The following is a 23,694-nucleotide window of genomic DNA, read 5'->3' on the forward strand; positions in this document are numbered from 1 at the left end:
ACTTTTTTTTTTCCATAATTTAATTTTACTGAATAAAGTTGAAACCAGAAATAAAAAAGTAATTTAATTCTTATTTTTATTATTTTGAATAATTAAATATCATTTCAAAAACAAAATTGAATTAAACTATTTTATAAAATTCAATATAATAAAAGATTAATATTTGGTTTCATATGTTTGCTATTGCACTTGGATTGTCTCCTATTGAAAAAATCACTGTTGCAATAACTGCTTCGATTTTTTTAATTTCTTTTACATGGATCTCAATTAAGGGAGATTTAAATAAAATTGCTAAGGAACTAATTGAAGATAATGATAATAATCAGGATAATTAAAGAATCCTTTAACCTACTTTTTATGCAAACCAGGATAATCAATAATATGTCTTATTTCTTTAAGAGAAGAGCCATATACTTTATCACCATTTAAGTGAACACCTTTCCATTTTACTTTTCTATTATAAAAACTTTTACTAGTATTTTTTAAGAGATAACCTTCAGTATCACAATTTAAAGTTATATCCCAACCCTTATAATTTTCTATCATTTAGATTAAAAGATCTATTATTGATAATACTCAGAGAAAGAATAAACAAAAACAAAGGAAATAAGTATTTTTTTCGTTATGTTTTCTTAATATTTATTTAGAGCTGACTTTTATTTTACGAGCAGCTTCATCAGCATTTTTCCTAGCCAAATTAATGTCTGAATTTGATGAAAGAACAACTCCCATTCTTCTGCCTTTCCTGGAGATTGGCTTGCCAAATATGAGTACTTTAGTATTTTCAACTTCTAATGCTTCATTAAGACCTTCATAAATAGGATTCATATGCTCTTGGTCGGAAAGTATAACTCTGGTTGCAGAGGGTTCTATTAGATTTATATGGGGTATAGGTAAATTTAAAAAAGCCCTTAAATGTAATTCAAATTCATTAATATTTTGACTAACTAATGTAACCATACCAGTGTCATGAGGTCGTGGAGATAATTCTGAAAATATAACCTCATTTTCTTTAACAAAAAACTCTACACCGTATAATCCAGATCCATTTAGATTATTTAAAATTTTAGTTGTCATTTTCTTGGCTTCACTAATTAAGGATTGATTAATCTCCAAAGGATGCCAACTGCATTGATAATCTCCATTAGATTGAAGATGTCCGATTGGTAAACAAAAAATATTTTCACCGTTGTTTTTTCTTACAGTTAAAAGAGTAAACTCAAAATCAAAATTAATAAATTCTTCAATAATTACCCCTTTAACTTGGCCTCTAGAATTTGCTTGTGCCTGACTCCAGGCTTGATTTAAATCATTTTTTGATCCAACCAAACTTTGTCCCTTACCTGAAGAGCTCATTAAAGGCTTAAGTAAAAGTGGAAATCCAATTTCATCTGCTTTTTTTTCTAGGTCCTCAAATTTATAAATATAATCATAATTTGCAGTTTTTATTTTTAAATCTCTAGAAACCAATTCTCTAATTTTATCTCTATTCATTGTTATTTCTACAGTTCTAGCATTTGGGACAATCTTGAAACCTTCATCCTCTAATTCTTTTAAGGCTTCAATTGAAAGTGCCTCTATTTCAGGGACAACAAAGTCGGGAGTAAATTCTTTTATAGAATTTTTTAAAATATTTTTATCTCCCATATCAATTACTTTTGAATAATCAGCGACTTGCATTGCCGGTGCTTTCTCATATCGATCAATAGCAATAACTTCTAATCCTAATCTTTTGGATTCTATTACTAATTCCTTCCCAAGCTCGCCACTACCAAGTAATAAAATTCTTTTTTTAGAAAAAACTGAATCATTCATATTTATAAAGTATTATTCATCATCATCAGAAAGCTGACTAGTTGAATCATCTCTATTTTCTTTATCTTTAGAGAAACTAAATAAAGATTTCGTACCCAACAAATTCTTACTTCGCATACTATTAGTCATTGATATTGAAATTGCACCAAAAAAGAAGACTCCAATCATTGCCCAAATAATTCGTTCTAAAGCAATTGCAGGTGAAAAACCTTGACCGGAATTAATAATTTCAGTAAGTGGGTCTAAAGGGTCCAAATTTAAACTGTTAAATAATAATAATTATAAAGGCTTAAAGAAATTAAAACTTAAAACTTACAAAAGAAATAACACAAAATATTGAATATTTTAAACACAAAAAACGCTATACAATGTTATCTTCAAAGGGTGATTTTTTTAAGACATGCAAGTTGACGTACAAAATACTACTGTTTTTTCAGCAGATGGATCATCTATAAAACTTGGTCAATACTCAGGGGAAGTAATTTTAGTGGTTAACGTAGCTAGTTATTGTGGGAATACTGCTCAGTATGAGGATCTTCAAAAGCTTCATGATTTATATTCAAGCAAAGGGCTAAGAATACTTGCATTCCCATGTAATGATTTTGGTAAACAAGAACCAGGCTCACTTTCAGAAATAAAAGATTTTTGTACCACAAAATATGGAGTTAAGTTTGAAATCTATGAAAAAGTTCATGCAAAAGGTGATACCACAGAACCATATACAACGCTTAATAAAGTTGAACCAGAGGGAGACGTTGAATGGAATTTCGAGAAGTTTCTAATAGGAAAAGATTGTAAAGTAATTGCAAGATTCAAGCCAAGTGTTAAACCATTTGATGAAAACTTAATAGCAGCTATTGAAGTAGCTTTAGATTCATAAAAATTTCCTTATAATTTACTAGAAAAATATTAAATCAAACAAACTTTATATTGAATCAAAAGATAGACAAAAATTTTGTCGAAATAAATTTTGGAATAAAAACTTGTCTAAATAATTTTTAATTTAACTTCTTATTTTTTATCAGAATTAACTTCTACGTCTATTATTTCATCTTTAGCTAGACTTTTTTTTGGTTTAATTGATTTTACCTCTGCCTCTTTTGCTTCTTCCTTAACCTCACTTTCTTCTGCTTCCTCTGCTTCTGCTTTTACCTCTGCCTCTTTTGCTTCTTCCTTAACCTCACTTTCTTCTGCTTCCTCTGCTTCTGCTTTTACCTCTGCCTCTTTTGCTTCTTCCTTAACCTCACTTTCTTCTGCTTCCTCTGCTTCTGCTTTTACCTCTGCCTCTTTTGCTTCTTCCTTAACCTCACTTTCTTCTGCTTCCTCTGCTTCTGCTTTTACCTCTGCCTCTTTTGCTTCTTCCTTAACCTCACTTTCTTCTGCTTCCTCTGCTTCTGCTTTTACCTCTGCCTCTTTTGCTTCTTCCTTAACCTCACTTTCTTCTGCTTCCTCTGCTTCTGCTTTTACCTCTGCCTCTTTTGCTTCTTCCTTAACCTCACTTTCTTCTGCTTCCTCTGCTTTTAATTCTGAATTTTCTAAAGTTTGATTTTCTTCTTTAGTTAATAGGAATTTTAATAACTTTTTGAATAACAAGGTACCTTTTTCAATTCTTTTTGGACCTAAAATTGATAGTAAAACAACTAAAATTATGAATATTTCAGGTGAATTTAAACCTAATAGTTTCATAAATTTCCATATTCTAATTATATTTTAGTACATGCTTAATATTAAATCTAATTATTCTCAAAAGTTGGTAAATAAAGATCCCTATTTGATGCAATTATCCCCTCTTCTTTAAAGAATATTTCTAGATCTTTTAAATCATTTATATCTACAAATTCCGCACAATTATCTAATATATTGTTATGAGTAAAACCCCACAAATTTTCCAAATATTCATCGTCATCAGGGAAAGTAACAAATTTCAAATATGTATTATTTAAGGCATATTCACTTGCAAATTCAGAATCTAATCCTTGCCTTTTAGCATCACAAAAAACTTTGGCAAATCTTTTACCTACAGATGTCTGAGCACTTGATAAATCTAAATTACCTTGGATCGCATTTACATTTATTGGAGCAATAAAAATGATTATTGGTAGTATAATAGATATTAAAATAAACAATAAAATAATTTCCTTTTTTAAAATGTATTCAATATAAACTAGCAAAAAAAGTAATGAATTAGGCCTATTTAAATAAAATCACTTATCAAAAAATTAAATATATAAAATAATAAAGATAGAGTAAACTCCATTTCAGAATTTATAATAAATTAAAAAATATTTAAAATAATATGTCTTCAGATATAAAGATAAAAGGAAGGGGAGTTAACAGGATAATTAAGAGTAAGGTGATGCTATCGCCCTTAGCAGGGGTTACAGATAACATTTTTAGGCGACTTGTTCGTAAATGGGCTCCTAACTCTTTACTTTTTACAGAAATGATAAATGCCACGAGTCTTAAAAAAGGATTTGGAACACAAAAAATCAATCAAATAAATTTAGAAGAAGGTCCAGTAGGAGTTCAAATATTTGATAATAGACCATATGCTGTTTCTGAAGCCGCTAAACAAGCTGAGGACTCTGGAGCTTTCTTAATTGATATAAATATGGGATGTCCAGTAAAAAAGATTGCAAAGAAAGGTGGAGGCAGTGCCTTAATTAAAGACCGTAAACTTGCTATAGAATTAGTCAAAAATGTCGTAAAAGCTGTAAAAATTCCAGTTACAGTAAAAACTCGACTCGGATGGGATAGTAAAGAAGAAAATATAGAAGATTTTTTATTTAAGCTTCAAGATGCGGGAGCAACAATGATCACACTTCATGGAAGAACTAGAAAACAAGGTTTTTCAGGTAAATCAGATTGGGAAATGATCGGGAGACTTAAAAAGTTATTGGAAATTCCAGTAATTGCTAATGGAGATATCAAAAATCCAGATGACGCTCTTAATTGTTTAAATAAAACAAATGCAGATGGTGTAATGATTGGACGAGGGATTTTAGGATCTCCATGGAAATTAGGAGAAATAGATTATGCCATTAAAGAAAATAAAAATTTTAAAGAACCAAACGCAGAAGAAAAACTATATTTAATTATTGAGCACCTTGATGAATTAATAAAAGAAAAAGGAGATCACGGTTTGCTAATTGCTAGGAAGCATATTTCATGGACATGCAAAGATTTTAAGGGTGCATCAAATTTGCGAAATAACCTGGTTAGAGCTGTTGATAAAAATGAAGTTAAAAATTTAATAAATAAAATGATTAAAACTTTGAATAAAGAAAAAAATAGATTAGCTTAAAACAACATTATTCTTCCAATGAAAATAATTAGTAAAGAAACAAGTAAAAGAGTTTGTGATCATATGAACAATGATCATATTGATTCAGTTCACAAATATCTTATTCATTATGGGCAGATATCAAGCTTTGAGAATGCTTATATGGAAGAAATTAATAACAGTTATATAAAAATAAATTACGATGGCCAGTCAGCAATTATCAATTTTAAAAATGAAATATCTGAAGAAGAAATTCATTCAACTTTAGTATCAATGATTAAAGATATTAAATAAAAAATATTTTATATAAGAAAAAAATCTAATTTTTATTTTCATAGTAATCTGTTATCTTTTTACATTCTTCAAATGAAAGCATGCTTAATCTAGAAGTGGCTTTTATTTTTAGAATTGCACAAACAGCTAATAAATCGGAGATATCAACATTAAGCGCTTGAGAAAGCTCTAGGACCCTAAGACCTTTCATTAGCAAAAATAATATCTTTTTCTATATTATCAAGAACATTTAATTCAATGGGCTGCATTTTTTCCTAAACCTGCAACAAATGGAAATGTTTGTTCATCACCAAATATATCTTCTGCAGAAGAATTAGAAATATTAGTTTTTTTGTTATTATCAGGCTTAATTTCTTCAATTTCATTAGAAACATCATCTTTAATATTATTTCCAATTTCTTTTGCTAATAAATTATTCGTATTAGAAAATATTGAAAAAACTAATACACCTAAAAACAAAATAATTCTTTTCATAAAAACATATTTATCTAATACTATTTTCTTATCCCATTAAAGTTATTTGGAAAAACTTGATAATTTTAAAACAAATCTAAATAAATCAATGTAAAAAATATTCATCTTCCTAACTTATTTCTATTTTTAAATCTAACTAAAAAATAAAGACCTAGTAATAAAAGAATTGCTAAGGAGTACTGATCAAGAAAAAAATAAACTATATAGACGAGGAATGGGAATAAGCAGGCCCTCTTGAAATTTAATTTCTGTTCTTTTGACATTTTTTTCCAATTTAAATATTCTTCCCATTGAAAAATCTTCTTAATTTTTCTACTACTATTATTACTATTAAACATAAATTTATAAATATAGTTTTGGTGATTCTTATATTAATAAAGAATATTAATCTACAATATCAGAATTAGCTTTTTTCATTGAATAAAGATATTTTCTTAAATAAAAAATGAACTCAAAACCAGTTTGGAAAATAGAAAAAATTGTTTTACCTCAACATGCAGACCATGCAGGCGTAATGTGGCACGGTACATATTTTAATTGGCTTGAAGAAAGCCGAATAAATGCACTTTTAGAAGTAGGTATAAGTTATTTTGAACTAACTAAAAAAGGCTTAGATTTACCTTTAATCAATACTTCAATAAAATATAGATCTCCTTTATTTCTTGGTGAAAAAATAACCATCGAGAGTGAATTCAATATTAAAAAAAGTCCTAAGATTAATGTAATTTCAAAATTTCTTAGCAATGAAAATGAAATCTCTACTATTGCTGAAGTCAATTTAGTCTTAATAAATAAATTTAATTTTTCTATAATAAGAAAAAGACCCGACTTCTTATCAGAAGCGTTTATTAAATTAAACGGTTGAAATTATAATCCGTTAATTGAACGATTTATTAAATTATTAATTATGAATATATTACAAGTTATTGATTCTTACCAATATGAAATGGAATCAAGATATCAAGAAAAATCAATGCTTACAAATCTTTTTACAGAGCACAAATTCATTGGATGGTTAGGGTTGTTTATAATATTTTTCTCTATCTTTGCAATTTTTGTTTTTCAATTTCTTGAGTGGGAAAGTAATGACAATAATAAAAGTTAGCAAGAATTAATGCTTATAATTCAAATGAATGATTAAAAAAATGGCTATCTATTTAAAAATAACAAACCCTACAGAGGTTGTAAAAAAAAAGACCTCAAAATGGCTTACAGATATTACGCCTGAAAGAATTGATAGGAAATTGGTTGAGGATGAAGTAATAAAAGGCATTATCGAGCAATTAACATTAGAAGGAATAAAAGGCGAAATATCAGCAATTAATGGGTTTGAAGTAAATGAATCTTCAGTAATAACAAAAAATAATTTTGTTATTAGAAAAACAAAAACTTTTTAGATCCAAAATAAAAATTTTAAAAGAATTATTTTTATTTTAATTATTTTTTTTAATTTTTATAATTGTAAGTGATTATAAAATTAAAAAGAAACCAAATTTTATTTTCAAAGGAACGCATTAGATAAAGGAAAAAGATGCTTACGGTACCTAGGATTATAAAAAATGGACTGGCAATCCACCTCTTGATGAAATAGCTATAGAGAAAAATATATTAAATGGATCCAAGTGATTTAAAGAGTGTATAAAATATTTTTTGGGAAAAGAATTTTAAATAAATTTGGCAATATGGAATTATTTTTCGACAAGTGGAGATGCAATTGTAATGAGAATACTAATATTGATGATGAGATAATTGGATCCAATAGAAATCTTCAAAATTAAGATTGGTTTGTATTCATATAAAGTTAAATAGAGAAATCATGCTTAAACCTACTAGAAAATGATTACTCAAAAAAAATTAACGAAAGATATTAAATTTAAAAATCATTGCATTAAAATCCTCAAACAACATGTCTGGGAAGTTAAATAAAAACCTAATACTGGAGATCAAGGGGTTGACTTAATTGAGTCAATAAATCATATGAGAATATTTATTCAATTCAAAGATAATAAAAAAGCTATTGGAAATAAAGGGTTCAAGAATTTTCAGCTGTTAAATTAAATTATTTTGGAAAGCTACACATGCAATAATATTCTCAAAATCTTGCTTTACAAAGTCTGCCCATCAACTAGAAAAATCAAATAAAGTAAAACTAATCAATGAATATCAATTAAAAGATTTAGAAATGTATGTTTTTTAATAGTTTATATCAATTGTGTTAAGCCCTCTTTGTAAAGCAATAGTGTTGTAAAAAGCCCTGAGGCCCACATTAAACCTCTAACTGTTGGGATATTAAATACATAGGCACCAATGTATAAAAAACGGAAAATAGGATGAATTAATGCTGCAATAATTGCAATATTAGAGTCAGTTAAAGTAATCAAACAAAGAAGGCATCCAGGGGCATGTAGGGAAATACTTTCCCAACAATTTTGATGACACCAAACCGCTCTTTTACCAAAAGGAGTTAATTCGTCAAATAAAGCCCTTGGAGCAGACATATTTTCAACAGAATATCCTGCTTTAACTCTTCCTATAGTTAATGGAATAATAGATAATAAAACAACACCTACTGATAGACAAAGGCTCCAGGCAAAAACTACTTGCATTTCAATAAAATAATATTATTAGCTTAATAATTACAGCTTTCTATCGTGATAAATAAAAATCATTACCTTAGATAAAACTTCGTAAGGACTGATATAGTTTATATTAAAAAAATTATTTTATGGATAGTACAAAGCTTATTTTGATTGCTGGCATCAGTTTATTAATATATTTTGCTTTTATGTTTTTAGGATTCTTTCTGAAAAATAATAATCTAAAAGCACAGAATCTAAAAAAAGACTAAAAACTTCTTTTTAGCATCAAAATTTTAAATTTCTAATAAATAATTTTATATCTTTTTGGATATATTTTATGGAAATAAAATTTAATCCCAATAATAATAATAAAATATAGAGTTTTTATCGAGTAGCTGCTGATAGATGAAAAAATTTTATAAATTTATTAAAAGTTTTCTGTTTGTATCAATTTGGCTAATTTTATCCTCATTTTTAACACAATTTTGGAATACCTTTCATTGGGAATATATTTACTTAAACTGTAGAATCATATTTGACAAGGAATTTTGGTTTATTGCAGAAAAAATTCTTTTTGGATTTGATATTGGATACTGGTTAGAAGAATCACTAAAATTCTTAAGTTATGAATTACCTAAAGAATCTTTTAAATATTTTCCAATTTATTTTGTTTTAAAGTTTATTTGGATCAAGAATTAATTTTATTCCTCTTTGTTTAAGCTAATTCAGACCAATTAAATTAAAGGGATCAAGAAATTGAATAAAATTAATAAAAGGAGAATATTAAAAAAACTATTAGAACTACTCCGCCTAAGCTCCCAGACACCCTCTAAATCATTTCTCTTTTTGCTGAATGCAAAGTTATTATCAAATTCAAGTTGATTAGCAATATCTTAGATTTTCTCTGAATTTGGGGTTTTTAGAAGAAAATTTAATAATTCATCTTCTAATTCCATTTAATAACCGCTGAGTATAAAGCTAAGGATAAATACCCACCTCCGTATGCTATATTCTAGCCAGAATGTGTTGATTCAATGACAAAGAGCTATTGGTTAAAGAAAATTTCAATTCCAAATGCTGATTTATTTCTGGAATATATAAGAACAGTTTTGCCTTGGATTAAATCTGTGGGAGGAGTTATAGTAAAAAGAGATTTGATACAAGAATCAACCTCAAATGAATGGGATGGAGGGCAGCTAGGATTAGTAATAGAATTTGAATCAAAATTTGCTGCTAAAAAAGCATTTTATTCTGAAGTATTTCAAAAATATCTTCAGTCCAGGGATTTAATGGAACTTGTTACTATAAGTACTCTTTAAGAATTAAACAATAGAGATATCAGGCAAACATCTTGTAAGTATTTATTACTATTAAATTATTTATGTAATATTTATAACTTCACTACAAATTAGATATTTTGCAAAATTTGATTGTACAAGTAATTAGTTAATCAAATGAACTATTCAACAGAAAAAGATGATTATTTGATGACAACTCCATATACAAAAAAAATTCAGCAAAAATTCGAAAAGGTTAAGTCATTTTTAGAGCAAAATGGATTTAATCCTTCATCAGAAAGCTTAATGCAAGATATTGTCAGTTCAGAAGAATATATTGCTAAAAATGGCTTATAAAAAATCAGAATATATTAAGAGTCCTTAAATAATAAAAACCGCCTATTAAAAAAGGTAATAATATTCCAACAAATAAAAATATAGATTTTTTTGATTCACTTTCTGATATAGGATTAATTTCTGGTTCTATTGCAAAACCATTCTGTCTACCACCACTTTCGGTTGTATAACCTTTTTTATTCATAAGAAAAATAATCTATGCAGATTATCTCATGTAAAAAAGTTTTTTAAAAAATTTTTTACATTTAGAATTATAATAATTTCTTGTTCTAATAATTGATTTCGATCTGAGATTTCAATTTGGCAGCTTTTTTTAAAAGCCCTACAACTTCCTTACGACCAGTAGCATATTCAGCCTTATTTAGTAAGTCACTATATTGTTTTGTGATTTCTCTATGTTTCATTTTTAGTAATTTCTTAATTAAATTATAAAGTTACTAAAAATATTTTTTGTATAAAAAATATCAAAATAGAGTTCTAGTACCTTTACCTATTGAAACCAACCTTTTTTCTTTGGTTTAATCTCTTGTTTAATAAATTCTTTTTTTATACAAAATAGTCCTTTTTTTGAACTATTTATAGTAGTTAACTAAGTCGATAATTAATATTGCTAATAATGAAAAGCCTAAAATCAATGGTAAATAGGGATATTTTTTCAAAACTTCATTAAATATATTTTTCGATGTTTGCTCCCCCTTTTTCTTTTCTCTAGGTGGCAAGCCTAACTCTTCCCTTCTCTTAGCTTCTCCCATAATTTCTAAAAATATTTTAATCCTATTTTATACATATAGAAATATTAATGTATTATTCGAGAGTTTAATTATTAATGGTTAATTTAATATATATTTTGGATATATTTAAAATAAATAAATAAAAAATGATAGAAATTGTTTGGTCAGTAAATATAATGATTGCAATTCTGATTATTGGGGTTGCGTGGATTCTTTACTACATATTCACTTATGATCAAAAATTTAGTTCCTAAATAAATGTCAGATAAAGATCTAAGTAATTTTCTAAAAAAAATAGAACAACTAAATCAAATTGCTGAGCTTATTAAAAATAATCCTAGTAAAAAGTTGTTACTTTCAAAGTGCAAAAATCATGATGAAGTAATTAAATTAACCTCTCAATGGGGTTTTGATATTGGTAAAAGGTGGGGAGAATATTAATTGATTTTATTATCAGCATTATTAAAATTGCCATCAACTTCAAATTAAATTCCTAAGATTAATTAGTATTTTTTGTATTGGAGTTATGAAAGAAATTGCAGAGATAAAGTCAAATATATATAAAATAGCCGCTGTTACAGATAGGGGGCAAAGATTAAATAAATTAATTTCTCCTATGTATGAGGAAAAAAACAATGAAATGGTGGAATTGATTGATGATCTTAAAAACCTTAGTTTCGAAATATCAGAAAAATCATTATCTGGAGAGTGGGAATTGATTTTTTCTAATGTTGAATTATTTAGAAGTTCTCCTTTCTTCCTTGCTATTGAAAACGCATTAAATGATGAATTTAAAAGTAATCTTTTTTTTAAATTACATCAATTGCAAGTAGGATCATTTGGAATATCTACTATTGGGAGAATTGCTCAAAAGATTGATTTTGATAATAAAGAATTTATTTCTACTTTTGACACTACAATATTTGGGCTCACAACAATTCCTATCTTAGGTTGGTTTAAACTTTTACCTACCTTTGGTGGAAGAGTAATAACCCTAGCAAGTGATTTAGTTTTAAAAAATAATTCACTTGATATGAACTTACAAAAGACAAAAGTTTCCAAAGTTGATGGACTTAATAAGATTCCATTCTTTAGTGAATTACTTATGGATAGATGGTATCCAGTTAAAGATGTATGGAATAAATTACCTTGGAATAAAGAATCACCAAATTGCCATGTATCAATTGTATATTTAGACGAAGAAATGAGAATTATGCAGGATATGTATGGCTCTATTTTTATTTATATAAGGCCTTCAATTTCTTTATTGAATCCAAATACAATATCTGATAATTAATTGAAGGTTGAATAATATTCATAGTAATTTCCAGAAGAAATCTAAAAAAATTTATTTTAAAGATTTATTAATAAATACATGTCGCGTGTCAAATACGAATAGTTTATGTTCGTAGTGAACAATTTTTATTATGCTTAGGAATCAAGAAAAAAATTCACTTGTTAGAGGAATTTTTTTAATAGTGGGATGGGGCTTTGGTTTAGACCGATTCTATGAAGGAGATAAAAAAGGTGGTTGTTTATCAATCATAGGTTGGAGTCTCACATTTTTTAGCTTTGGCTTTTTGAAATGTTCAGGATATGAATATGTTGATGGAGTAAAAAATTATTCAGAATATTCTCCTAATCCTTTAATAGTATTACCTTTACTTGCTGTAGCATATGGTGGCTTTCTAATAATTAAGAAGGCATTTAGATTAGCAAAACAATTTGAGAATGCGGAATAGTACTACAAGTAAGAAAATTCAAGATAATAATCCAGTACCTTTCAAATAAAATTTAAATAAAAGAATTACTAAAAGGTTTATTATTGCTAAGGCTACCAATCCATTTCTGTTCTTAACATCTAACTTCTTAACTAAATTAGAAAGATAAACGACTGGATTTTCAGGCTCTTTATTATCCAAACTTTATTAAAATATTAATTTGAGAAGAAATTATCACAGTTTCAATAGAAGAATCAATATTGTAAAGATGAATATCCAAAAAGAAAGAAATAATTTCTAATCCATAATTCCTGCATTTCTTAAAAAAGCTTTACCAATATTGCCAATCAAAAGAAATGCAGACAAATTAATTAAAAGGATTATTAATAATGCCAACATTTTGTGGTTTGGATTAGTTGAAATGCTATCAAATCCCTTATTAAGAAATCCTTCAAAAAGTGATTTAGCTTTGTTTAGTTTTTGTTGAGTTGAATCAAGATTAGTTTTTTCTTTAGAAGAATCTTGATTACTTGCTTTCTCTAGGAATTCTGTAAAGGCCTTAACATTCTTTTCTTTTGTATTCCCCTCATTAAGATCTTTATTATCTTCATTAAGATTGGAGGACGATTCGATTGAATTATTTTCCTCAGGATTAAGATTTGAATCTTCCAAATTAGTAGTAAATGCTAGGAGTATATTACACCATAAAAAAAACCACTCGATTAATTTTAGAGAGGGTTAGCTAAGGTTAAAGTTATTATTAAATTTATAATTTATTTTAATTAAATTTGCGGTAGTAGCATACTGAAGTTTTAATTTAGATTATATTCAAGGTGATTTTTTTATTACATATGTTAGATGCGAATACTAAAAAAGCATGTAAAGATGATATCTCAATAAGAGAAACTAAAATTAGAAATATAGAACATGCTATTGAACAAGCAGAATTAATGATAAAAGAATCAAAAATGAGCCAAGAAGAATTAAACTTCTTAAAAAGAAAAATATCGGACTCAAGACAGGATTTAGAGATACTTTATTTAATGAAAATTCAATAAATAAACTATTTATGTATGAATCTTTAAAAAGATTTAATTTTCTTAAGAAAATTAATTTGTATATTTGAGGACTTATAAAGTTTAAAAGGAATGTAAAAATTTATATAAAGGTTTCATTTATGTTTAAAAATAATATGTATGTACCTTTATAAGGTTATTCCTTACATCTTTATTTTAATTACTGCTATTGCAAGCAGCTACTTATATAGTTACTTAGTTCTCGCTGCTATTTAAATTCTTTGAATATTTTAGATACTAAATAAATTAAAATATTTTCAAAAACTAATTGTATGAATAAAGTAAAAATAGCAATTTTTGCAATATCGATAATCATATTATCCTTTATCGGAATAAAAAAATTAGTTTATATAAATCAAGCTAAAGATTTAAAAAATAAAGAAGAATCGATCTTAAATGAATCTACTCGTGTTTTAAGTGAATGCTTTGATCTAGAAAATAAAAGTAAAAGGACTCTTAATAAATCAATTGAATTAATTGAATATTGCTTAGAGGAATATGGATATAAAAACTGATTTCAAATTTTAATTACTAATTTCTTTAAATCACCACTAAAATAAATCTAATACTTTTGTTTTTGATAAATTAACTTGGTTTTTTCCATAAATTTTGTTATTAATAAAATTTTCCTAATTTAATGTTTCTTTAAAATGACTAAAGTCAAATGTTCTTATTTGGGAGATTTAAACTGTGAGGCTATTCATCTACAATCAGGAAGTCTTATAAAAACGGATGCGCCTTTAGATCACTTTGGCAAAGGTGAAAGTTTTTCACCAACTGATTTATTAGCAACATCTCTAGGTACTTGTCTGCTAACCATTATGGCAATTAAAGCTAAATCAAAAGGATTTGATTTGGAAGGTATATATTTAAATATTGAAAAACTTATGACGCAAAATAACGAAAGAAAGATAAAAAAACTAATAATAGATATTTTTATACCAGAAAGCACTTCTAATGAAACTATTAATTTCTTGAAAATAGCTTCCCAAGATTGTCCAGTTACAAGAAATTTATCTCAAGAAATAGATATTAAAATTAGTTGGCATCATAAATAAATCACAAAAATAATAATTAAAGAAACTAATGAAATACATTATTGGAATAATCATTCTGCTTTTTGGAATATATATTATTACTGATTTAGCATTAAAGACTAGGTATACAAGAAAAAGACTTTCAAACAAAAAAAGTAAAGCTTTTTAATTTTAAAGTTGAATATTAAAAAATAGAGTCATTTATATAATTAGAATAAAAGCTTATTTTAGTTTTATTTTTTCACTATTTTTTTGTCAATCAAACTAATCAAAGGGATCATAAAATTTACATTTATTCCAACAGTACACCATATATAAGTAACAATAAAAATTATTTTTATATATAAATTAGGGGGCAAAGTGAAAAGTATTTTGAAAAAACCTCCAATGAATAATATCAATATTCCAAGTTGAAATAGACCTTTAAATATCCATATAAGTCCATTTTCTTTAATGTTTTTATAAAACAAATAAAAAACAAAGCTTGATAACAATATATATATGAGATTAATAATCATCTTTTAAAGAAAATCTAATAAATTTGTCATTAAAAAGTCATGTTCACAATTATCACTTTTTTATATGAGATATTTTTTTAAAAAATGAAAAATTATACAAAAAACAATAAAAACATAATTTAATTTTCCAAATTTTATTCTAAAAGATTTTTGATTTTAGTAAATCAACTCTTTTTTGATTTACTCCTAAGTCACTTTCTCCAACTCTTGATTCTGATCTTATTAATAAGATATTTGATTCAGGCAAAAATGATACTTCTAAGTCGTCTACATACTTCATCCATTTACTGGTAGCCTCAGCATGAAGATAATCGCCATCAATTTCTACAATCTCTGTTCTCGGAGTGTTCTCGATTAATGTTTTAATCTCTTCAAAAGGTTCTTCAATATTGTTAACCTCCCATTCTTCTCGTACACAATGAGCAACTTCAATACAAGGTATTAATTCTATATGTGAGGCAAATGATGAAGAAGGGAATAAAAAGCTTGAACAAATTAAAATTGCTAGAAAAAGTATTTTCATTAACAGAAGAATTTAACAATCCATAATCTAACTAATCAAATTACTAATTTGTAATGACGTTTCTCATTATTTTTGAAGAAAACATATATGTTTATTATATTCAGGATTTAATATGTATTTATATATTTCTAAAAATCCTCAAAAAAAAAGATCCCTAATAAAGAGATCTTTTTAAAATTGATTTAAATCAAGTGTTTCCTTGTTTCCACTGAAATAAATCAATTCCTCCTACACACATATTTAATATCACATCAATTTATAAGATACGTAATACCTTTTAGACCTCTATCTTAACTGTCACATGGCAAAAAAAACAAAAAGTACTCAAACATCGAGGTCGGAGTACTTTTAAAGTTATCAGAAAAAAGTGTGTGAGGAGTTTCTGATGTATTTAATTTACTCCGTAGGTAATTTAAAAGGCTACAGTATAAATTACTAATTATTTAAATCTTTCAGAAAAATTGGGCGTTGATGAAAAAAATAATCAAGAACATAAAAAATTCATGAAAAGCATTTACAAAAAAATCATTTTTATTATTTTGGCAATTGCTCTTTTTTCAGTAATAGTGGGTGTTGTCAAATATTCGCTTACTTATATTGAAAATAATCCCGAAAAATACTTACCTACACAGAAGTAAGACAAAAATTAAGTATAAATTCACTTCAAAAAATCTATAAAGTGTCTTAAATATGTTCTACATAGACAGATTGAGTCATGAAAATCAAAAATACTTCACTTCCTAATCAGAGTAATATTCATTTAGGTCAATTCAAAAATATGCATAAATATCAAATACTTGAGAATTACTGGAAGAAAAGAAAGAAAGAATGTGAAAAAAATCTTTCAAAATTTTGCTAACCAATAATTATGAATTTTATTTTTTCTTTTTTATTAGCATCTGTGATGTGGGTACAAGTTCCACAGTGGGAAGCTGACTGGTCAAAATGTGCTGTAGATGTCCCCGATTCATCATGTCACTGGTACGTAGCTGCTCCCGATAATACGTTTGGGGAAGGATTTAATTGGGAAAACGCTCCTTGGTTTGATGCTAATGGATTACAGGATGTAGCTAAAATTGAAAAAGAATCTGTAGTAGAAAAACTTCAAAATAATTAAAGTTTCTATTTCATCAATTAACTTTTAAAAGTATTTAAATCTATTTGCTTAGTGGTTAACTTTTGATTAATTAAAAAATTTTTATGCGTTTCAAAGTAAGTCTCAAAAAAAATGGAAAGGAATTTGATGAGGTTGTTATAGCTAATAATAAAAAAGAGGCTATGGAAGTAGCTTTAAAAAACAATCCAGAAGCTCAAGCATTAAACTCTGATTGGACATTTAAGATTTAATTATTTGCGAAGTTTAGGAATCAAAAGAGATGCGACACAAATAACACTAATTGCAGGTCCAGGCGACAAATTAAAGACTATAGAGAGAATAAAGCCCAGAAGTGAGATGCATAATCCAAAAAATGAAGACCTCATCATTGCAATTCTTAAACTATGAGCCTTATTAATCCCTAATAGAGTTGGGGTAGAAAGAAGAGCAATAACAAGAATTACTCCGACTGCTGACATTGAACTAACAATTACTAATGCCGTCGTAAAACTCAAAGCAAGATTTAATAAAGAAACGTTTATACCACTAGCGGATGCACCTTCTGGATCCAATCCCACATAAACAACCTTTTCATATCCAAAAGTCATTAAAAGTATAAATACTAAAAAAGCAATTATTGTTCTAAGTAAATCTCCAAAATTTGCTGTCAATAAATCGCCAAATAATACTGCCTCCAAATCAATCCTTATTCCGAGTAAAGGGATTATAAGGACCCCAAACCCAAGCATTCCAGCGAGAATAGTATTCATAACTGCTTCATAATTTTCACTTTTTCTATTAGTTAAACTTTCCGCAATTACTGAGCCCAGAAGACCACTTATAACACCACCAATTGAGGGGTGAATTCCAAGCGCTAGTGCGAGAGCAAGTCCAGGCAACACGCAATGAGAGATTAAATTAACTTGTAATAATCTCTTATGAGTGATTAATACAGTTCCCATAGCTGGGCATAAAATCCCGGAGAATATAGTTATTATTAATGGAACCAGCCACCAGTTGTTATTAATAAAAGACATTATTCGAATGATTCGGTATGATCAAAAATACGGGACAAAAAAAGATTTCGGAAACAATGGTAACTAATTCTGACATTACCAAAAGACAAGAACAACTTCTTGAAGAACTTAATAAATGCGAGGATGAATTGACTGGTCAAAAGTTGCATAGACAATTGATAGAAAGAGGAAAGGTTATGGGACTGACGACTGTTTACAGGAATCTTCAAGTTCTGATAAAGCATGGCTTAATACGTTCTAGACATCTCCCAACTGGAGAGGTTCTGTACACTCCCGTAGATAGAGATATTCATCATTTGACCTGTGTTCAATGTGGTGAGACATCAAAAATGGAAGGATGCCCGGTAAAAGATATTCATACACCCAAAACAAATCCAAAGAAATTCCAATTGTTGTTTCATACCCTCGAGTATTTCGGGCTTTGCCAAAACTGTTATCAAGCTCAGAATTAAAAAGGAACATTCTCTAATCACAGAAATTATTTTCGTTTATAGAGCTAATGTTTATTGCCTCTAATTTATCTTTTATTTGGTCAGGACTACCAACTGCCAAAACACTTTTATCAAGAACGATAACTTGATCATAGTTATTTAAAGAATCGCCCCAATCATGGCTACTTACGAGCAAAGAAAGTCCCGCATCCGCAAGTTGACGAACAATTTTAAGAAAATCTTCCTTTGCAGGTGGGTCCAAAGCTGCACAAGGTTCATCTAAAAGAAATATTTTTGCCGGGGACATAAGAGTTTTTGCTAATAGAGCTCTTTGCTGCTGTCCTCCTGAAAGAGAATCGAGTCTTCTATTAGCCAAACTTGCAATGCCTACTCTCTGCATTGTCGCCTCTAATTCACAACATTTATTAATCCAAGAATTAGGATATGCTAGAAGAGTCTTAATTTGAAATGGGTTATTACTTCTTGATTTTGAATACTTTATTTGACCAAGAGATACCAATTTTTCAACTGTAATGGGGAACTTCCAATTCATAGAACTTCTTTGAGGCATAAGTGCGACAAGAGCTCTAGATCTATATAAATTTTCACCGTCAATTTTTATTTCGCCTTTATCTGGAGTATTTTGTCCTTGCAAAATTCTCAAAAGAGTTGATTTACCTGCGCCGTTTGGGCCAACTAACGCTGTTAGAGTTCCAGGTTTAATCTCAACCGATACCTTATTCAAAACTGGCTTACTTTTTTTTGCGTATGCAAAGGTTAAATTTTCAGCGACTAAAGTAGCCATTAATTAATCTTTTAAAAAAGTCACTTTACAAGCTTACCAATAATACAATTTGCGTATTATTTTCATAACATTTGATACCTTTACTTGTCAGACATAATGAAAATGATTATCATTTTTTAGTATTAAATCATTTTTCATGTCAATTTTTAAAAGACTTTTAATAAATAAAAAATGTTCGAGTAAGTCAATTATTAAAAATTCCGTAATCGCTGGAACGATTATATTTTCTAGTTTTGGGCAGGATGTTATGGCTAAAGGAAAGTCATACGTAGCAGTAGAACCACTAGTTTGTGATTTAGTTAAATCAATTGCATTACCATCTGACGAAGTTACCTGCTTAGTAGATAGAAAACAAGATGTTCATGACTTAAAGATCAATCCAAGGCAAGCTCAATTACTAAATAGCGCAGATAAAGTATTTACTCTTGGTAAAGAAATGACTCCAAGTATGAGAAATTGGGAAAATAAAAAGAATACTGTTGTTGTAGGTGTTAGTGCAATAGACGTAGATTATCATTCTGATCACGGAGGTCATGATGATCACTCAGACCATGGTGGACATGACGATCATTCTGAACATTCAGCTAAAGTAGATGATCATTCTGATCATGCTGATCATGGAGGTCATGATGATCACTCAGACCATGGAGGACATGATGATCATGCTGAAGGTGCTTTCGAATGGGCAGGCAAATTTCAACTTTCTAAGGGTTCTTACAAATGGTCATTTGAAAAAGTCGATGGCGAATATGCAGATCCTGCAATGAAGATGGTGATTCTCAAATCTAATGACATAGAAGGGTCTGAAGATTTAGCCAAAGAATTATTAGGATCTAAAGACTCAATAAGCAGAAAAAATGATGGTACTTTGATAGCAAGTAATAAAGCTTTTGTTCTTAACTTTGATCAAAGAAAAGAAAGTACTGTTTTTAACGTGGATATCAAAGAAGATGGTCAATATATATTTTTTACTGAACACATGCCTTTTGAGTTTGAAGCAACTCAACACTTTTTTAAAGACGTTTCAAATAGTAATGTAGAACCAATAGCACAAGTTCCAGACGAAGGAGAGGGGCATCATCATCATGACCATGGAGGTTTAGATCCACATGTATGGCATGATCCGCATAACATAATAAAAATGGGAGATCTTATAAGCAAAAGTTTAAAGAAAGATATTTCAGTTTTTAATAGAGGTGACAGAAAACTAATTAATGAAAGATTCGAAAAAGCTGATTCTCTGTTAGAAGGCTTAGATAGTTGGATCGTCGAACAAGTAAGCTCTATTCCTGAGGAAAACAGAGTAATTGTCTCTAAACACAAAGCATTGGAATACTACGGTGATGCATTTGGTTTTGAAACCATTAGTTTACTTGACTTTCTTGGAGACTCCTCAAGCTTAAGGCCAGACAACATAAGTTCTACTTTAAAAATGCTAGATGAAGAGAAAGTTCAGGCAATATTTCCTGAACAAATTCCAGCATCTAAGTTATTAAGGAACTTAAGTAGACAAAGTTCAGTTCCTTTAGCTTATAATCAAATATTCGTTGATGGATTGATGATGGATGGTAATACAGTTTCAGTAGCTGTTCACAATACTTGTACAATTGTTGATTCATTAGGTGGAAGCTGTGATAAAGAATCTGGCTCCAATCTTGAGTCTGAATGGTACAAACTTTCAGATTAAATTTTCCTAATAAAAACGGTTTTCATTTCTTATAATTACTATTATTAAAATATTGTTTATTTAGTAAAAAGCAGTAAATGAGCATCACAGATAAAATTCCCGTAACCATCCTCACTGGATTCTTAGGTTCAGGTAAGACTACTTTGCTTAATAGAATTTTAAGTGAAGAGCACGGAAAAAGAATAGCCGTAATTGAGAATGAATACGGTGAAGTAGGTATAGATCAAGGTCTCGTAATTAATGCCGATGAAGAAGTGTTTGAGATGTCAAACGGGTGCATTTGTTGTACTGTTCGCGGTGATTTAATAAGAGTCCTTGGCAACCTTATGAAAAGAAGAGATAAGTTTGACTATGTTTTAGTAGAAACAACAGGATTAGCAGATCCAGGCCCAGTTGCTCAGACTTTTTTCATGGATGAAGAGATTAGTTCTGAATTTACTCTTGATGGAATTGTGACTTTAGTTGATGCTGCACATATTGATCAACAGCTAGGCAGGAGTGACGAAAGTTCAGAACAAGTGGCATTTGCAGATGTTCTTGTCCTTAATAAAACTGATTTAGTCTCTGATGATGCACTAGATACTCTTGAATCGAGATTGAGAGATATGAACCGAATGACTCGAATTATTCGAGCCGAGAATGCCAAAGTACCCATTGAAACAGTCTTAAATCTAAGTGCATTTGATCTTGATCAGATACTTAAACGCAGACCAACATTTCTTGAACCAGAATATCCTTTTGAATGGACAGGTGTTTACGATCTTGATGCAGGTAAATATGAATTAATGCTAGAAGAAGGACCCGATCCAGAAATGTCCCTAGTAGCACTCGTTAACCAAGGTGAGAATGAGGAGGAACTTAAAGATGGTGCTGAATCCTCCGTAAGACTTTATGCAGAAAAAGCTAATACTTTAGAGCCTGGAAATACTATTCCATATGGAGAACATATAAATCTCAAATTGGAGGATAAAGGAAATAAATCCTTCATCCTGAACATAGAAAAACCAACAAAAGTTGGTTTGTTTACACAGCACACTGCTGAAGAATTCAATATGAAAGTCATTAAAAGTGACGAAAATAAAGAGATTCCATTTAATACTGAAAGATTCTGGCAAGCAGAGCATGAACATGATGATGAAGTTGGCTCAATTGCTATAGAGCGTTTTGGAGATGTTGACCCAGAAAAACTAAATACTTGGATGGGAAGACTTCTCTCAGAAAAAGGGGTGGATATATTCAGAACTAAAGGGTACATAAGTTACTCAGGGAACCCAAGAAGAATAGTTTTCCAAGGAGTACACATGTTGTTTACTGCACAACCTGATAAAGAATGGGGTAACGAACCTCGTAGAAATCAACTTGTTTTTATCGGTAGAAATCTAAATGAAAAAGAAATGCAAGAAGGCTTTGATAAATGCCTGATATAGAACCATTTAGCCCAAGAGGCATGTTCCACGAGGGATGGACAGCTGAAGTTAGCGATTATGCCATAGCATGTGGCTGGGCTCTTAAAGGGAAACAATTTATTGTTGGCGACGTAGCAGGTGGTATTTTTGCATTCGAAGGAGATACTGGAAAAATTATTTGGAAAAAAGAAAATACTCATTCTGGTGGTCTACTAGCAATGGCAATTCATCCAGAGGGTGAAATTTTTGTAACATCAGGTCAGGATGGAAATGTTCAAATTTGTAATTGCCATGAAGGTAAAGTTATTAAAACACTTGATCTTGGCAAAGGTTGGGTAGAACACCTCAAGTGGTCTAATGACGGTTTATTTCTTGCGATAGCTTCCTCAAAAAAAGTATATGTATTTAATGAAATTGGTGAAGAGAAATGGATCTCAGAAGACCATCCAAGCACAGTAAGTGCAATAACGTGGTCAAATAAAAATGAGCTAGCAACTGCTTGCTATGGAAGAGTGACATTCTTTGACATAGTTAATAATAAAACGAATCAAAAACTCGAATGGCAAGGATCATTGGTATCTATGGAATTAAGCCCTGATGGAGATATAGTCGCCTGTGGGAGTCAAGACAATTCAGTTCATTTTTGGAGAAGATCAACAGGAATGGATGCAGAGATGACGGGATACCCTGGCAAACCAAGTCACCTTTCTTTTGATGACAGTGGAAAATTACTAGCAACTAGTGGCAGTGAAAGAATTACAGTATGGAGCTTTATAGGAAATGGTCCAGAGGGGACTATGCCAGGAGAGCTATGTCACCATACAGAACCCATTTCGAGCCTAGCCTTTTCAAATAAAGGTATGCTTGTAGCCTCAGGATCTAGGGATGGTTCTGTTGTCGCAAGTTTCCTAAAAAATGACGGCAATGGAGACCCAGTTGGGGCTGCATTCGCCGGAGATTTAGTAGGGGCAATATCCTGGAGACCTGATGATTGTGCACTTGCAGCAGTTAATGCAAAAGGTGTTGTAAATGTATGGAAATTTAAAGTTCGTACTAACCTTTTTTCAAAGGGATTTAAGTAAAAGTAGAAATTGATAAAATTACCAATAGTTAGTTTTTAAATGTCTTTCCATACAAATGACCTCACAGTCATTATCTATCCCTTTTGGGTGAATATCGCAATATGAGAGACATTGAAAATATTCGTCTATAGGATTAGATTTGTCAGTTTTACTTACTTCTTTCGAATGATTCATAAAAGATTTCCTAAATTATTTAAAATCAAAATAGTCGAATTAAATACCAAAAGAAATAAGCAAAACTTACTAAAAAAATCTCAAAAAAAATCGGCAATTGATTACTACTTTGGGACATTTTCAATTAAAAAGCAATGCGTATAAAAACGGATTGTCATTAGAGAAATATTTTCCTAATTTTATATTGTTGAGTTCTAGGAGGTCTTTCAGAATGATCGATAGCCTGCCTGAAATTTCGGAATAAACCGAACTAATTTAATTAACTGCTCCAATTATTTTTTATTAATGTCT

37 protein-coding genes are annotated in these 23,694 nt (G+C 29.2%); 21 read left to right on the forward strand and 16 right to left on the reverse strand.

Going from position 1 to position 23,694, the window contains the following annotated elements; genetic code table 11:
- Positions 1–173 precede the first annotated feature (173 nt).
- Positions 174–335 carry a hypothetical protein gene (locus PMT9312_RS05200; RefSeq protein ID WP_011376563.1) on the forward strand — a complete coding sequence of 54 codons (162 nt, stop codon included), beginning with the start codon at positions 174–176 and terminating at the stop codon, positions 333–335.
- Between the two features lie 13 nt (positions 336–348).
- On the opposite strand, the gene PMT9312_RS05205 is transcribed toward PMT9312_RS05200, so the two are convergent.
- The 3 genes from PMT9312_RS05205 to PMT9312_RS05215 all read right to left on the reverse strand — a co-directional run bounded on the left by PMT9312_RS05205 (position 349) and on the right by PMT9312_RS05215 (position 2,070).
- Entirely contained in the window at positions 349–546 is a 198-nt protein-coding gene (locus PMT9312_RS05205) for a hypothetical protein (protein ID WP_011376564.1), read from the reverse strand.
- Positions 547–639: 93 nt separating this feature from the next.
- Complete coding sequence (purT, locus tag PMT9312_RS05210) at positions 640–1,815, reverse strand: formate-dependent phosphoribosylglycinamide formyltransferase (RefSeq protein ID WP_011376565.1); 1,176 nt, start codon at positions 1,813–1,815, stop codon at positions 640–642.
- 12 nt (positions 1,816–1,827) lie between these two features.
- Positions 1,828–2,070 (reverse strand): hypothetical protein, encoded by a 243-nt coding sequence (locus tag PMT9312_RS05215; protein WP_011376566.1) that lies wholly within the window; start codon positions 2,068–2,070, stop codon positions 1,828–1,830.
- A 145-nt stretch (positions 2,071–2,215) separates the two neighbouring features.
- Between PMT9312_RS05215 and PMT9312_RS05220 the strand changes: the two genes are divergently transcribed.
- The gene (locus PMT9312_RS05220) at positions 2,216–2,695 is read left to right on the forward strand and encodes a glutathione peroxidase (RefSeq protein ID WP_011376567.1); all 480 of its coding nucleotides are present in this window, start codon (positions 2,216–2,218) and stop codon (positions 2,693–2,695) included.
- Between the two features lie 131 nt (positions 2,696–2,826).
- Here the strand turns inward: PMT9312_RS05220 and PMT9312_RS05225 are convergent, their stop codons facing one another.
- Both PMT9312_RS05225 and PMT9312_RS05230 read right to left on the reverse strand, forming a co-directional pair.
- Positions 2,827–3,501 (reverse strand): hypothetical protein, encoded by a 675-nt coding sequence (locus tag PMT9312_RS05225; protein ID WP_011376568.1) that lies wholly within the window; start codon positions 3,499–3,501, stop codon positions 2,827–2,829.
- 47 nt (positions 3,502–3,548) lie between these two features.
- Positions 3,549–3,941: a hypothetical protein gene (locus PMT9312_RS05230; protein ID WP_011376569.1), complete on the reverse strand. Its 393-nt coding sequence runs from the start codon at positions 3,939–3,941 to the stop codon at positions 3,549–3,551.
- Positions 3,942–4,111: 170 nt separating this feature from the next.
- On the opposite strand from PMT9312_RS05230, the gene dusB reads away from it, so the two are divergent.
- Positions 4,112–5,119: a tRNA dihydrouridine synthase DusB gene (gene dusB / locus PMT9312_RS05235; RefSeq protein WP_011376570.1), complete on the forward strand. Its 1,008-nt coding sequence runs from the start codon at positions 4,112–4,114 to the stop codon at positions 5,117–5,119.
- Between the two features lie 18 nt (positions 5,120–5,137).
- Positions 5,138–5,392 (forward strand): DUF2470 domain-containing protein, encoded by a 255-nt coding sequence (locus tag PMT9312_RS05240; protein ID WP_011376571.1) that lies wholly within the window; start codon positions 5,138–5,140, stop codon positions 5,390–5,392.
- Between the two features lie 25 nt (positions 5,393–5,417).
- Here the strand turns inward: PMT9312_RS05240 and PMT9312_RS09785 are convergent, their stop codons facing one another.
- Positions 5,418–5,582 (reverse strand): translation initiation factor IF-2 N-terminal domain-containing protein, encoded by a 165-nt coding sequence (locus tag PMT9312_RS09785; RefSeq protein WP_193741800.1) that lies wholly within the window; start codon positions 5,580–5,582, stop codon positions 5,418–5,420.
- A 44-nt stretch (positions 5,583–5,626) separates the two neighbouring features.
- The gene (locus tag PMT9312_RS05245) at positions 5,627–5,866 is read right to left on the reverse strand and encodes a hypothetical protein (RefSeq protein WP_011376572.1); all 240 of its coding nucleotides are present in this window, start codon (positions 5,864–5,866) and stop codon (positions 5,627–5,629) included.
- A gap of 445 nt (positions 5,867–6,311) precedes the next feature.
- Here PMT9312_RS05245 and PMT9312_RS05255 point away from each other — a divergent pair, with 445 nt between their 5' ends.
- The 3 genes from PMT9312_RS05255 to PMT9312_RS05265 are packed head-to-tail and all read left to right on the forward strand — an operon-like array spanning position 6,312 to position 7,263.
- Positions 6,312–6,731: an acyl-CoA thioesterase gene (locus PMT9312_RS05255; RefSeq protein WP_011376574.1), complete on the forward strand. Its 420-nt coding sequence runs from the start codon at positions 6,312–6,314 to the stop codon at positions 6,729–6,731.
- Positions 6,732–6,773: 42 nt separating this feature from the next.
- Positions 6,774–6,971: a hypothetical protein gene (locus tag PMT9312_RS05260; RefSeq protein WP_011376575.1), complete on the forward strand. Its 198-nt coding sequence runs from the start codon at positions 6,774–6,776 to the stop codon at positions 6,969–6,971.
- A gap of 40 nt (positions 6,972–7,011) precedes the next feature.
- Positions 7,012–7,263, forward strand: coding sequence for a hypothetical protein (locus PMT9312_RS05265; protein WP_011818540.1), 252 nt, complete (start codon positions 7,012–7,014; stop codon positions 7,261–7,263).
- Between the two features lie 804 nt (positions 7,264–8,067).
- On the opposite strand, the gene PMT9312_RS05275 is transcribed toward PMT9312_RS05265, so the two are convergent.
- Complete coding sequence (locus PMT9312_RS05275) at positions 8,068–8,472, reverse strand: MAPEG family protein (protein ID WP_011376577.1); 405 nt, start codon at positions 8,470–8,472, stop codon at positions 8,068–8,070.
- 1,007 nt (positions 8,473–9,479) lie between these two features.
- Between PMT9312_RS05275 and PMT9312_RS05285 the strand changes: the two genes are divergently transcribed.
- The gene (locus PMT9312_RS05285; RefSeq protein ID WP_011376579.1) at positions 9,480–9,764 is read left to right on the forward strand and encodes a DUF1330 domain-containing protein; all 285 of its coding nucleotides are present in this window, start codon (positions 9,480–9,482) and stop codon (positions 9,762–9,764) included.
- Between the two features lie 135 nt (positions 9,765–9,899).
- Positions 9,900–10,079 (forward strand): hypothetical protein, encoded by a 180-nt coding sequence (locus tag PMT9312_RS05290; protein ID WP_011863071.1) that lies wholly within the window; start codon positions 9,900–9,902, stop codon positions 10,077–10,079.
- Positions 10,080–10,083: 4 nt separating this feature from the next.
- On the opposite strand, the gene PMT9312_RS05295 is transcribed toward PMT9312_RS05290, so the two are convergent.
- Together PMT9312_RS05295 and PMT9312_RS05300 are read right to left on the reverse strand one after the other, a co-directional pair.
- Positions 10,084–10,263, reverse strand: coding sequence for a hypothetical protein (locus PMT9312_RS05295; protein ID WP_036923929.1), 180 nt, complete (start codon positions 10,261–10,263; stop codon positions 10,084–10,086).
- 388 nt (positions 10,264–10,651) lie between these two features.
- A complete protein-coding gene (locus tag PMT9312_RS05300; RefSeq protein ID WP_036923932.1) occupies positions 10,652–10,831 on the reverse strand; it encodes a hypothetical protein in 180 nt (59 codons plus the stop codon).
- A 237-nt stretch (positions 10,832–11,068) separates the two neighbouring features.
- On the opposite strand from PMT9312_RS05300, the gene PMT9312_RS05305 reads away from it, so the two are divergent.
- From PMT9312_RS05305 to PMT9312_RS05315, 3 genes are all read left to right on the forward strand, one after another.
- Positions 11,069–11,251, forward strand: a complete 183-nt coding sequence (locus PMT9312_RS05305) for a Nif11 family protein (RefSeq protein ID WP_011376580.1) — start codon at positions 11,069–11,071, stop codon at positions 11,249–11,251.
- A gap of 85 nt (positions 11,252–11,336) precedes the next feature.
- Positions 11,337–12,107 carry a PAP/fibrillin family protein gene (locus PMT9312_RS05310; protein WP_011376581.1) on the forward strand — a complete coding sequence of 257 codons (771 nt, stop codon included), beginning with the start codon at positions 11,337–11,339 and terminating at the stop codon, positions 12,105–12,107.
- A gap of 130 nt (positions 12,108–12,237) precedes the next feature.
- Positions 12,238–12,552 carry a hypothetical protein gene (locus PMT9312_RS05315; RefSeq protein WP_011376582.1) on the forward strand — a complete coding sequence of 105 codons (315 nt, stop codon included), beginning with the start codon at positions 12,238–12,240 and terminating at the stop codon, positions 12,550–12,552.
- 18 nt (positions 12,553–12,570) lie between these two features.
- Here the strand turns inward: PMT9312_RS05315 and PMT9312_RS09790 are convergent, their stop codons facing one another.
- Positions 12,571–12,732, reverse strand: coding sequence for a hypothetical protein (locus PMT9312_RS09790; RefSeq protein WP_193741801.1), 162 nt, complete (start codon positions 12,730–12,732; stop codon positions 12,571–12,573).
- 96 nt (positions 12,733–12,828) lie between these two features.
- A complete protein-coding gene (locus PMT9312_RS05320; RefSeq protein WP_011376583.1) occupies positions 12,829–13,203 on the reverse strand; it encodes a hypothetical protein in 375 nt (124 codons plus the stop codon).
- A gap of 179 nt (positions 13,204–13,382) precedes the next feature.
- Between PMT9312_RS05320 and PMT9312_RS05325 the strand changes: the two genes are divergently transcribed.
- The 3 genes from PMT9312_RS05325 to PMT9312_RS05335 all read left to right on the forward strand — a co-directional run bounded on the left by PMT9312_RS05325 (position 13,383) and on the right by PMT9312_RS05335 (position 14,665).
- Positions 13,383–13,589, forward strand: a complete 207-nt coding sequence (locus PMT9312_RS05325; RefSeq protein WP_011376584.1) for a hypothetical protein — start codon at positions 13,383–13,385, stop codon at positions 13,587–13,589.
- Between the two features lie 290 nt (positions 13,590–13,879).
- Entirely contained in the window at positions 13,880–14,122 is a 243-nt protein-coding gene (locus PMT9312_RS05330; RefSeq protein ID WP_011376585.1) for a hypothetical protein, read from the forward strand.
- 135 nt (positions 14,123–14,257) lie between these two features.
- Positions 14,258–14,665: an OsmC family protein gene (locus tag PMT9312_RS05335; RefSeq protein ID WP_011376586.1), complete on the forward strand. Its 408-nt coding sequence runs from the start codon at positions 14,258–14,260 to the stop codon at positions 14,663–14,665.
- Positions 14,666–15,301: 636 nt separating this feature from the next.
- On the opposite strand, the gene PMT9312_RS05345 is transcribed toward PMT9312_RS05335, so the two are convergent.
- Positions 15,302–15,685: a DUF1499 domain-containing protein gene (locus PMT9312_RS05345; protein ID WP_011376588.1), complete on the reverse strand. Its 384-nt coding sequence runs from the start codon at positions 15,683–15,685 to the stop codon at positions 15,302–15,304.
- A gap of 868 nt (positions 15,686–16,553) precedes the next feature.
- Here PMT9312_RS05345 and PMT9312_RS05350 point away from each other — a divergent pair.
- Both PMT9312_RS05350 and PMT9312_RS09795 read left to right on the forward strand, forming a co-directional pair.
- A complete protein-coding gene (locus tag PMT9312_RS05350; protein WP_011376589.1) occupies positions 16,554–16,802 on the forward strand; it encodes a hypothetical protein in 249 nt (82 codons plus the stop codon).
- Between the two features lie 83 nt (positions 16,803–16,885).
- Positions 16,886–17,032 (forward strand): hypothetical protein, encoded by a 147-nt coding sequence (locus tag PMT9312_RS09795; RefSeq protein WP_011863089.1) that lies wholly within the window; start codon positions 16,886–16,888, stop codon positions 17,030–17,032.
- On the opposite strand, the gene PMT9312_RS05355 is transcribed toward PMT9312_RS09795, so the two are convergent.
- The gene (locus tag PMT9312_RS05355) at positions 17,033–17,818 is read right to left on the reverse strand and encodes a metal ABC transporter permease (RefSeq protein ID WP_011376590.1); all 786 of its coding nucleotides are present in this window, start codon (positions 17,816–17,818) and stop codon (positions 17,033–17,035) included.
- 17 nt (positions 17,819–17,835) lie between these two features.
- Between PMT9312_RS05355 and PMT9312_RS05360 the strand changes: the two genes are divergently transcribed.
- Complete coding sequence (locus tag PMT9312_RS05360; protein WP_011376591.1) at positions 17,836–18,270, forward strand: Fur family transcriptional regulator; 435 nt, start codon at positions 17,836–17,838, stop codon at positions 18,268–18,270.
- A gap of 13 nt (positions 18,271–18,283) precedes the next feature.
- Here the strand turns inward: PMT9312_RS05360 and PMT9312_RS05365 are convergent, their stop codons facing one another.
- Positions 18,284–19,054 carry an ABC transporter ATP-binding protein gene (locus tag PMT9312_RS05365; RefSeq protein WP_011376592.1) on the reverse strand — a complete coding sequence of 257 codons (771 nt, stop codon included), beginning with the start codon at positions 19,052–19,054 and terminating at the stop codon, positions 18,284–18,286.
- A gap of 136 nt (positions 19,055–19,190) precedes the next feature.
- Here PMT9312_RS05365 and PMT9312_RS05370 point away from each other — a divergent pair, with 136 nt between their 5' ends.
- From PMT9312_RS05370 to PMT9312_RS05380, 3 genes are all read left to right on the forward strand, one after another.
- Positions 19,191–20,741 carry a metal ABC transporter solute-binding protein, Zn/Mn family gene (locus tag PMT9312_RS05370; RefSeq protein WP_011376593.1) on the forward strand — a complete coding sequence of 517 codons (1,551 nt, stop codon included), beginning with the start codon at positions 19,191–19,193 and terminating at the stop codon, positions 20,739–20,741.
- 77 nt (positions 20,742–20,818) lie between these two features.
- On the forward strand, positions 20,819–22,168 hold the full coding sequence (locus PMT9312_RS05375; RefSeq protein ID WP_011376594.1) for a CobW family GTP-binding protein: 1,350 nt from the start codon (positions 20,819–20,821) through the stop codon (positions 22,166–22,168).
- Complete coding sequence (locus PMT9312_RS05380; protein ID WP_011376595.1) at positions 22,156–23,229, forward strand: WD40 repeat domain-containing protein; 1,074 nt, start codon at positions 22,156–22,158, stop codon at positions 23,227–23,229. Before PMT9312_RS05375 ends, PMT9312_RS05380 begins: the two co-directional genes overlap by 13 nt.
- An 18-nt stretch (positions 23,230–23,247) precedes the next feature.
- On the opposite strand, the gene PMT9312_RS09800 is transcribed toward PMT9312_RS05380, so the two are convergent.
- Positions 23,248–23,403, reverse strand: a complete 156-nt coding sequence (locus PMT9312_RS09800; protein WP_193741803.1) for a hypothetical protein — start codon at positions 23,401–23,403, stop codon at positions 23,248–23,250.
- Between the last annotated feature and the right edge of the window lie 291 nt (positions 23,404–23,694).

The organism is Prochlorococcus marinus str. MIT 9312 (genome assembly GCF_000012645.1).
In the GTDB taxonomy this organism is placed as follows: Bacteria; Cyanobacteriota; Cyanobacteriia; order PCC-6307; family Cyanobiaceae; genus Prochlorococcus_A; species Prochlorococcus_A marinus_L.